A 729-nucleotide genomic window follows, 5' to 3' on the forward strand; every position below is an offset into this window, starting at 1 on the left:
ACCACGTCAACAAAGACGTGGAGATCACCTACACCGGGATCGAGCTGCGCGCCGACGACGACGAGCTGGTATTCGCCCAGGTGCTGGAGTACGCGAAGCGCACCGCGCTCGGAGAGCCGGTTTCCTTCACGTTCTACGAGCTTTGCCAGGACTTGGACTGGTCAATCAACGGTCGGTACTACACAAGGGCCGAGGAATGCCTGACGCGGCTCCAGGCGTCGGCCATGCAGTTCTCATCCCAACGCATCGGCCGGCTCGAATCGGTGTCGCTGATCCGGCGCTTCCGCGTCCTGGATCGCGGCAAGCGCACGTCGCGCTGCCAGGTCGAGATCGACGCCGAAATCGTGGTGCTGTTCGCCGGCGACCACTACACGAAATTCGTGTGGGAGAAGTACCGCAAGCTGTCGCCCACCGCGCGGCGCATGTTCGACTACTTCGCCACCCACAAGGAGCCGTACCCGCTCAAGCTGGAGACGTTCCGGCTGATGTGCGGCTCGGATTCCACCCGGCCGAAGAAGTGGCGCGAGCAGGTAGGCGAAGCGTGCGACGAGCTGCGCGAAAACGGCCTGGTCGAAAGTGCGTGGGTGAACGACGACCTGGTGCATTGCAAGCGGTGATCGCCCCCCTGCCCTCCCCTGGAGCCGCCCGAGATCGAGGCGGCTTTTTTTCTCGAGCATCGCCACTTCCGGCGAGGCAGTACCGCGCACCAGCCCGCGCACGTCGAGCTGC

At 64.3% G+C, this 729-nt stretch carries 1 protein-coding gene; it reads left to right on the forward strand.

All coding sequences use genetic code 11. The features are described from left to right. Nucleotides 1-617, forward strand: a 617-nt coding sequence (trfA, locus tag ABD296_RS49565) for a plasmid replication initiator TrfA (protein ID WP_344285538.1), incomplete at its 5' end; no start/stop codon positions are given. Nucleotides 618-729 lie beyond the last annotated feature (112 nt).

Origin of the sequence: Actinomadura napierensis, from assembly GCF_039529375.1 — a bacterium.
In the GTDB taxonomy this organism is placed as follows: domain Bacteria; phylum Actinomycetota; class Actinomycetes; order Streptosporangiales; family Streptosporangiaceae; genus Spirillospora; species Spirillospora napierensis.